This is a genomic window from Cyanobium sp. BA20m-14, assembly GCF_024346295.1.
Genome location: NZ_JAGQCR010000153.1, coordinates 1 through 7,733, shown reverse-complemented (window position 1 = coordinate 7,733; position 7,733 = coordinate 1). Strand labels below are relative to the sequence as shown.

Here is a 7,733-nt window from a genome sequence, read left to right as displayed (position 1 = left end):
CCCGCCGTCTTGGAGCGGTGGTCTACGTCAGTGATGTGCGGCCTGCAGCCAAGGAACAGGTGGAATCCCTGGGTGGCAGGTTTCTCTCCCCGCCAGAGCAGGAGGAGGCGCCAGCCGAATCCGGCGGCTATGCCAAAGCCGCCAGCGAAGCCTTCCTCGCCGCCCAGCGCCAGCAGCTGGCCGACCAACTTGCCCTGGCAGACATGGTGATCTGCACGGCCCTAGTGCCCGGCCGGCGGGCCCCGCTGTTGATCTCTGAGGAGATGCTGGCGGGGATGCGGCCCGGTTCGGTGGTGGTTGACCTGGCCGTGGCCCAGGGTGGTAACTGTGCCGGCACGGTCTGCGGCCAGACCGTCGAGCGCAACGGGGTGCAGCTGATCGGTGGCGATGGCCTGCCCAGCTCGGTTGCCAACCACGCCAGCGCCCTCTATGCCCGCAACCTGGCCGCCCTGGTGGAGCATGTGCTCGATGGAGCCGGCTTCCAGCTCGACCAGGAGGATCCGATCGTGGCGGGCTGCCTGCTCACCCACGATGGCCACTGCCGTTTCCCCGATCTCGTTTCCGGAGTTAACCGATGAGCGCCTTGACCCAGGCCCTGTGGGTGCTGCTGCTGGGCAGCCTGCTCGGTCTTGAACTGATCGGTAAGGTGCCACCCACCTTGCACACGCCGCTGATGAGCGGTGCCAACGCCATCAGCGGCATCACCGTGCTGGCTTCACTCACCCTGATCGCCCAGGCCAACGGCCAGGTGCCCCTTTTGTTGCTTGGATCCCTGTCGCTGGGGTTCGCCCTGTTCAACGTGGTCGGTGGCTTCCTGGTCACCGACCGAATGTTGGCGATGTTTTCGCGCAAATCTTCCCGTAGCGGGGGGGCACGCTGATGGCCTTACCCAACCTCTTACCAGCTTTGATCGATCTGGTGGCGGTGTTGCTGCTGGCACTCGGCATCAAAGGACTCTCGAAGGTCAGCACGGCACGCTCGGCCAATGGCCTGGCGGCCCTGGCCATGGGCCTGGCGGTGCTGGGCCTGCTGATCGAGCAGCCGCTCAGTGCCCAGGCCTGGCTCTGGATAGCGATCGGCACGGGCATTGGCGGCCTGCTCGGCCTGCTGACGGCCCAACGGGTGCCGATGACGGCCATGCCCGAAACAGTCGCCCTGTTCAACGGCTGCGGCGGCATGGCATCCCTGCTGGTGGCCCTGGGCGTGGCTATCTACAGCCCCGGTGGCGCCCCTGGCCTGGTGGAGCAGATCTCGATTGTGATCTCGGTTTTTGTGGGGGCGATCACCTTCAGCGGCTCAATCGTGGCCATGGGCAAGCTGCAGGGTTGGATCAGTACCCCGGCGTGGACCCAGAACTCCCTGCGCCATGCAGTCAACATCTCCCTGGCAGTTGCCTGCCTGGCAGGTGCAATCACCTTGCCCGGCTCTATGGCTGGCGCCCCTCTTTGGGTGCTGTTGCTGGCCTCCTCCCTGCTGGGCATCGGTGTCACCCTGCCGATCGGCGGTGCCGACATGCCGGTGGTGATTTCCCTGCTCAACAGCTACTCGGGTGTGGCTGCAGCCGCCGCCGGTTTTGTGGTGGGCAGCCAGTTGTTGATCGTCGCTGGGGCGATGGTTGGGGCCGCCGGCCTGATCCTCACCCAAGTGATGTGTACGGGCATGAACCGCTCATTGGTAAGCGTGTTGTTTGGTGGGGCCCTTGGCGGCGTAGCACCCGTTGGTGGGGGTGGTGATGAGGCCGGCTACACCCGCATCACTAGTTGCAGCCCCGAGGAATGCGCCCTGGCCCTGGAAGCGGCAGAAAGGGTGGTGTTTGTGCCTGGCTACGGCCTGGCCGTGGCCCAGGCCCAGCACGCCCTGCGCGAACTCTCCAAGTTGCTCGAGCTCCATGGGGTGGAGGTTTCCTATGCCATCCACCCGGTGGCAGGTCGCATGCCTGGCCACATGAATGTGTTGCTGGCTGAGGCCGACGTGCCCTACGAGCAGTTGCTGGAGATGGATACGATCAACCCCGAATTTCCCCGTACCGACGTGGTGATCGTGCTGGGTGCCAACGACGTGGTCAATCCCGATGCCAAGACCGATTCCTCCAGTCCCCTCTATGGCATGCCCGTGCTTGAGGTTGACCAGGCCCGCCAGGTGTTCGTGGTAAAGCGCAGCCTGGGCGCCGGTTATGCCGGCATCAAGAATGCCTTGTTTGAATTACCTCAGACGGCGATGGTCTTTGGCGATGCCAAGGCCGTGCTCAACGGCCTGCTCACCGAGCTGCGCAGCATGGGGATCGGCAAGAAGTAGGGGCAATATGTCCGTTGCTAAAATCTATAATAGAGAACGGTAAAGGCTTCGACGTCCCTGTTGTCTTGATCGGAGCCTTCGAATATATAGTTTAAGCCCAGGCTTAAACTCAGGTGCTTGACAAGATTGATGTCCAGGCCCGCCGTGATCATGGCATCAGCATTGCCGTTGCTGTCGGTATTGGTTGCCACGCCAACGCCGGCATAGGGGCTGACTGGGCTATTTGGATAGAGATCAAGTGTCAGGGGCATCTGGAAAGCGCCTTGGTTGTTTGAGGAGCCATCTGAGTTGACGTTGCCAAAAACGTAGACCGGGCGCAGTGAAATCGCCGTATCTTTGCCAATTTCCCTGCCAACGCGCCCGTAGACCATGCCAAATGTTGGCTCGCCGATGCCGATGCGTACGCCGCCCCCCAGCCCCACAATCCAGGGTGCAAGCGAAGTTTGGGCGGTGGGCTTTGGCTGATTTCCTGGCTGATCGCCTAACTGAACAGCTGGTGTTGGCTGGGCAGCTGGCTGTTCAGTCGTTGGCTGTTCAGCAGTTGGCGCTGGCTGCCAACTTGGCGATGAATTTGTAGGGAGAGGGGAAGCTTTTTGCCAGGTTGAGCCAGGCTGGGTATTGGCGGGTTGGCCCAATTCCCAAGTGGGCGCTGGGATTGAATCTTGGCTGGTCAGGCTGGAAGAAATGTCATGCTTGAAGGGCTTTGCGTGCCGATTCGAGTCATCAGACAAGCTGGCTGCTGGCCTGAGGGTTTGGGCCGCAAGGGGAGAGTGGAAGGCGGCTGTGCAAATGATCGAGATTGATACAGAGGCCGATATTGATACAGGGCCCGATATGTAAATCGATGGGATCTTCACCGCAGCTGCCTATTGTAAATATCGTTTAATTTAGCAGGCCCGTGCCCGGGGTCAATGGCTGATCTTGTATTTGGCTGCCGACAGCGCTGGCCCTGGATCGGTGGCGATCTGCAGACCCTGCGGGACACCTTGATGGTTCCCCGCGGCTCTGCCGATAGGGCTCAGCGCCTTTTGATCAGGGCCCCAGATGGGGGTTCCCTGCTGCTCAAGCTGGATCTGCCCCAGCAGCAGGATCCCTGCGGCTGGGTGCTGTTGGTGCATGGCCTTGGCGGCAGCAGTGATCGCCCTGGCGTGCGGCGACTGGCCCGTTTACTTGTTCTCAAAGGGTTCGCTGTTTGGCGTTTGAATTTGCGGGGTGCTGGCGAGGGGCGCTCCCTGGCCTCGGGTACCTATGCGGCCGCCTGCAATCGAGATCTGCTTCCTGTCCTGGCGGCTGTGAGGGAACGGGCCGGGGGCCGGCCCTTGCTCGGGGTGGGACTCTCCCTGGGGGGCACCGTGCTGCTCAACGCCCTGTTGGAGCACCCGGGCGGCCTTGATGGACTTGCCTGCGTCAGCAGCCCCCTGGATCTGGGTGCTTGCGCGCGTCAGATCGCCCGACCCCGCAACGCTCTTTACCAGTGGCATATGGTGCGGGGCCTGATTCGCCTGGCCCTGGCCGACCCCCAGGCGATCGCACCAGCCAGCCTGAGCAGGATCGCTCGGATCGGCACGATTCGAGACTTTGATGCCCTGATCACCGCACCCGGCTGGGGCTACGCGGACGTAGATAACTACTACAGGGAGGCCTCTCCCCTGCAGGGGCTTTGCTCAGGTGCCTCCCTGCCGCCCCTTTTGTTTATCCATGCCCTGGATGATCCATTAGTTCCCGCCGGTTCGCTCGTGGCACTGGCGGGCCAGCAGCTTGGAAATAGGGAGATTTTGCTGCCGGGCTGGGGCGGCCACAACGGCTTCCATGGCGCGGCTGATCCGCCCGATGGCAGCTGGGCTGATTGCCACGTTGCCGAGTGGCTGGCAAGGCGGTGCCGAGAGCTCCCGGCCGGCTTCCTCTGAAAAGTACGGACCAGCCCTTTTCAACCCGTGGGCTTGAGTTGTAGTTGATAGCGCTGCACAACCCATTCCCCAACGATCTGGCCGCCGATCACGTGTTCGTGGAGGATCCGCTTCATCCGCTCTGGCGTGACGCCGCCGTACACAATGCCGTCGGGCCAGATCAGCAGCACGGGGCCCTCGGCGCAGACCCGCAGGCAATCGGCCTTGGTGCGCAGCACGATGCCGCCGGGTCGGGCCGGATCCTCCAGGCCCAATTCTCGCACCAGGTGCTTGAGGGTCGCCCAGCTGGCGGCGCCGATGGCTGGATCCGGGCAGCAGAGCGCCTTGCTGGGGGTGGCGCAGAGCAGCAGGTGGTGGGAGACGGGCATCAGACCGGCAGCGCCGCGGTGGTCTTGGCGTTCAGCCGGGCTGCAGCTTCATGCACCGCCTGCCGGGCCCAGGCGTCGATGGCCAGCACGTCGTCCAGGGAGGGGTTGGCTGTCAGGTCGGCCCGGTGGCGATCACACACCCCGTCGATCAGCCTCGGGATATCGAGGAAATGCACCTGCTCGTCGAGGAAGAGGGCCACGGCTTGCTCGTTAGCTGCGTTCATCACCGCCGGCATGGTGCCGCCGGCGCGCCCCACCGCGTAGGCCAGCTCCATGCAGGGGTAGCGGGCCGGATCGGGGGTGCGGAAGCTGAGCGACCCCACCTCGGTGAGATTAAGGCGACGCCAGGGGGTTTCCAGGCGTTCGGGCCAGCTGAGGCAATAGAGGATCGGCAGCTTCATGTCTGGCCAGCCCAGCTGGGCCAGCACCGAGGAATCGGCCAGCTCCACCATCGAGTGGATGATCGACTGGGGGTGGATGACTATATCGATGTGGTCGTAGTCGAGGCCAAATAGGTAGTGGGCCTCGATCACCTCGAGCCCCTTGTTCATCAGGGAGGCCGAATCGACGGTGATCTTGCGGCCCATCGTCCAATTGGGATGGCTGGTGGCGTCGGCCACGGTGGCCTTGTGGAGGTCTTCGGGGGCCCAGTCGCGGAAGGCGCCGCCGCTGGCGGTGAGCTGGATGCGGCGCAGCCCTGGAGTGGGCACTCCGGTGGAGAGGCGGGCCGTGTCCGCCCAGGGGGTGCCCTGCAGGCACTGGAAGATGGCGGAATGCTCGGAATCGGCCGGCAGCAGGCGCGAGCCGCTCTTTGCCAGCTCCGGCAGCACCACGGGCCCGGCGGCGATCAGGGTTTCCTTGTTTGCCAGGGCTAGATCCTTGCCGGCCTTCACCGCCGCCAGGGTGGGCAGCAGGCCGGCGCAGCCGACGATGCCGGTGACCACCAGATCGGCCGTGGGCCAGGCGGCGGCGGCGCAGAGGCCCTCGTTGCCCCCCAGCAGCTCCGGCAGGCGCTCTGGCCTGGCGGCGGGCTCAAGGGCGTGGAGGCGCTCGCGCAATTCGCCAACGCGATCGCCGTTGGCCAGGGCCACCACCTCCGGGGCGTGGCGGCGGATCTGGTCGACCAGCAGGTCGAGGTTGTTGCCGGCGGTGAGGGCCACCACCTTGAAGCGATCGGGAAACTCTTCGGCCAGCTCCAGGGTCTGGGTGCCGATTGACCCGGTGGAACCCAGCACGGCGATGGCTTTCACGGTGGGGGGCCCTTAAGGTTTCGGCGCATCAGTCTCCCACCGCTCCTTCCCGATGACCGCAGCTCCTCCTCCACAAGCCCCGTTGCCGCGTGGTTACGTGCTGCTCTGTGGCCTGGCCATGGGGGCTGCCGACGTGGTGCCGGGTGTCAGCGGCGGTTCGATGGCCTTCATCCTCGGCAACTACTCCACCCTGCTGGAGGCCATTGCGGGCTTCGATCTGGAGCTGCTCAAACTGCTCGCTGGGGGGCGGTGGGCTTCGGCGGCTGAACGGGTGCATTTGGGTCCCCTGCTGCTCCTGCTGGCCGGGATTTTCAGCTCGGTGCTCCTGCTGGTGCGACCGATCACCTGGCTTTATGAATTTCACCCGGTTTTTCTATTTGCCTTCTTCTTCGGTTTGATCGTGGACTCGAACGTACTGATTGCCCGCCATGTCCAGTGGGGTGCCGGCGGCCTGGTGGCGATGGCGCTGGGGGCGGCCGGGGCCCTCGTGTTTGTGACCCGGGTGCCAGTGACCATGCCCCACAACCCTTTCACCCTCTTCTGGAGCGGTGCGGTGGCGTTCATGGCGATTATCTGGCCTGGGATCTCCGGCTCCTTGCTGCTGTTGGTGCTGGGTCATTACCAGCACGTGATGGAGGCGGTCAAGGGCCTCGACCTGGTTGTGCCGCTGCCCTTCGCCCTGGGATGTGCCACCGGGCTGATCGCTCTTGTGCAGCTGCTGCGCTGGCTGCTGGCCCGCTGGCACGGCCAGACGGTGGCCCTGTTGGTGGGGGTGATGGCCGGCTCGCTCTGGAAGATCTGGCCGTTCCTCACCGTCCTTGAGAGCAGCACCAACGCCAAGGGCAAGCTGATCGTGCTGCGCGATGCCCTGGCAGCGCCGCCCAGTGCTTCGGCCCTGCTGGTGGCCCTGCTGCTGGGGGCGATTGGGGTGCTGTTGGTGGTGGGCCTGGAGTGGTTGCAGCAGCGGGTGGGTGTGGCTGAAATGGGCGGCTGAGACCTGTCGATGGCCTTGGCCTGGCCATGTCGAGCTTCGACCTGATCGGCCGCGGGGCGGGCTGATTAGGCTCGAGCTGCCCCCGCCTTTGGCTTTTGAACGCCTTTCTGCAGCGCTGGAACTTCATTGAGCGGGCCCGACTGGAGCGGCAGCTGTGGGAGGCCTTCGAGCGCAAGGAAGACCTGGAGGCGCTGGTGGAGAACTGTCCGCCCGGTTTTCAGAAGGAGGTGTGGACCACCACCTTGCAGCGGCTTCGCAAGATCGAGCGAATGATGCAGGGCCAACAGCGTCCGCCTGGAAGCTGAGTTGTTTGTGCCGATCAGGCCAGCCCAGTCCCCCAGCCCAATTCACTCAGCCCCGAATTCACTTAGCTCCGAATCCACTCGGTGACACCGCCGGGTCGGTCGATCAGCTCGATGCCCTGGGTTTTGAGGCCGTCGCGGATCCGATCGGCTTCTGTGAAGTTGCGGGCGGCCTTGGCGGCTTGGCGGGCTGTGATCTGGGCGTCGATCTCGGCGTCGCTGGGGCCCGCTGATCCCGATTCAGATCCCGATCCCGGGCGGGCGGCCGGGCCCTCGGCTGCCCGCTCATGCTGGAGGCCCAGCACCCCCGCCAACTCCAGCAGCAGCTGGCCCTGGGCCGCCAGGGCAGGGGAGGCGGCTGAGGCGGCGGCGGCCCCATCACCGCGCTCGATGCGGTTGGCCAGGGCCCGCAGGGGTTTGGCCAGCTCGAACAGCACGGCCAGGGCGGCGGAGGTGTTGAGGTCGTCGTCCATGGCGGCGGCGAAGCGCTGGTGGGCTTCAGCCAGATCGCAGGGCAGGTCGGCGGCATCGCTGGCCGGTGTGGCTTTGGCGCCGGCAGCCAGCCCGATGGCGGCGTTGAGCCCCTTCCAGCCGGTGGCGGCGGCCTCGAGGGCTGG

9 protein-coding genes and 1 pseudogene are annotated in these 7,733 nt (G+C 64.9%); 6 read left to right on the top strand and 4 right to left on the bottom strand.

The genetic code is table 11. From position 1 onward, the window contains the following. The 3 genes and pseudogenes from KBZ07_RS13280 to KBZ07_RS13270 form a co-directional block, all read left to right on the top strand. Positions 1-578, top strand: a pseudogene (locus KBZ07_RS13280) (NAD(P)(+) transhydrogenase (Re/Si-specific) subunit alpha); the annotation flags it as partial. Beyond that, positions 575-880, top strand: a complete 306-nt coding sequence (locus KBZ07_RS13275; RefSeq protein ID WP_254932057.1) for an NAD(P) transhydrogenase subunit alpha — start codon at positions 575-577, stop codon at positions 878-880. The pseudogene KBZ07_RS13280 and the gene KBZ07_RS13275, both read left to right, overlap by 4 nt. Further along, entirely contained in the window at positions 880-2,295 is a 1,416-nt protein-coding gene (locus tag KBZ07_RS13270; protein WP_254932056.1) for an NAD(P)(+) transhydrogenase (Re/Si-specific) subunit beta, read from the top strand. Before KBZ07_RS13275 ends, KBZ07_RS13270 begins: the two co-directional genes overlap by 1 nt. Positions 2,296-2,312: 17 nt before the next feature. Here the strand turns inward: KBZ07_RS13270 and KBZ07_RS13265 are convergent, their stop codons facing one another. Continuing rightward, entirely contained in the window at positions 2,313-3,026 is a 714-nt protein-coding gene (locus KBZ07_RS13265; RefSeq protein WP_254932055.1) for an outer membrane beta-barrel protein, read from the bottom strand. 180 nt (positions 3,027-3,206) lie between these two features. Here KBZ07_RS13265 and KBZ07_RS13260 point away from each other — a divergent pair, with 180 nt between their 5' ends. Beyond that, entirely contained in the window at positions 3,207-4,202 is a 996-nt protein-coding gene (locus KBZ07_RS13260; RefSeq protein ID WP_254932054.1) for a YheT family hydrolase, read from the top strand. A 20-nt stretch (positions 4,203-4,222) separates the two neighbouring features. Here the strand turns inward: KBZ07_RS13260 and KBZ07_RS13255 are convergent, their stop codons facing one another. Both KBZ07_RS13255 and KBZ07_RS13250 read right to left on the bottom strand, forming a co-directional pair. Next, on the bottom strand, positions 4,223-4,570 hold the full coding sequence (locus KBZ07_RS13255) for a ferredoxin (protein WP_254932053.1): 348 nt from the start codon (positions 4,568-4,570) through the stop codon (positions 4,223-4,225). Then, positions 4,570-5,820, bottom strand: a complete 1,251-nt coding sequence (locus tag KBZ07_RS13250; protein WP_254932052.1) for a 1-deoxy-D-xylulose-5-phosphate reductoisomerase — start codon at positions 5,818-5,820, stop codon at positions 4,570-4,572. Before KBZ07_RS13250 ends, KBZ07_RS13255 begins: the two co-directional genes overlap by 1 nt. 52 nt (positions 5,821-5,872) lie before the next feature. Here KBZ07_RS13250 and KBZ07_RS13245 point away from each other — a divergent pair, with 52 nt between their 5' ends. Both KBZ07_RS13245 and KBZ07_RS13240 read left to right on the top strand, forming a co-directional pair. After that, positions 5,873-6,814, top strand: a complete 942-nt coding sequence (locus KBZ07_RS13245; RefSeq protein ID WP_254932051.1) for a DUF368 domain-containing protein — start codon at positions 5,873-5,875, stop codon at positions 6,812-6,814. Positions 6,815-6,909: 95 nt separating this feature from the next. Next, positions 6,910-7,119, top strand: coding sequence for a hypothetical protein (locus KBZ07_RS13240; RefSeq protein WP_197151097.1), 210 nt, complete (start codon positions 6,910-6,912; stop codon positions 7,117-7,119). Positions 7,120-7,181: 62 nt separating this feature from the next. On the opposite strand, the gene KBZ07_RS13235 is transcribed toward KBZ07_RS13240, so the two are convergent. Beyond that, a partial coding sequence (locus tag KBZ07_RS13235) for a DALR domain-containing protein (RefSeq protein ID WP_315860174.1) occupies positions 7,182-7,733 on the bottom strand: 552 nt, incomplete at its 5' end.

Excerpts from the sequence above, each read along its gene's own strand:
- KBZ07_RS13275 (WP_254932057.1), top strand. The coding sequence starts at position 575 with ATGAGCGCCTTGACCCAGGCCCTGTGGGTGCTGCTGCTGGGCAGCCTG.
- KBZ07_RS13255 (WP_254932053.1), bottom strand. The coding sequence starts at position 4,570 with ATGCCCGTCTCCCACCACCTGCTGCTCTGCGCCACCCCCAGCAAGGCG.
- KBZ07_RS13260 (WP_254932054.1), top strand. The coding sequence starts at position 3,207 with ATGGCTGATCTTGTATTTGGCTGCCGACAGCGCTGGCCCTGGATCGGT.
- KBZ07_RS13270 (WP_254932056.1), top strand. The coding sequence starts at position 880 with ATGGCCTTACCCAACCTCTTACCAGCTTTGATCGATCTGGTGGCGGTG.
- KBZ07_RS13245 (WP_254932051.1), top strand. The coding sequence starts at position 5,873 with ATGACCGCAGCTCCTCCTCCACAAGCCCCGTTGCCGCGTGGTTACGTG.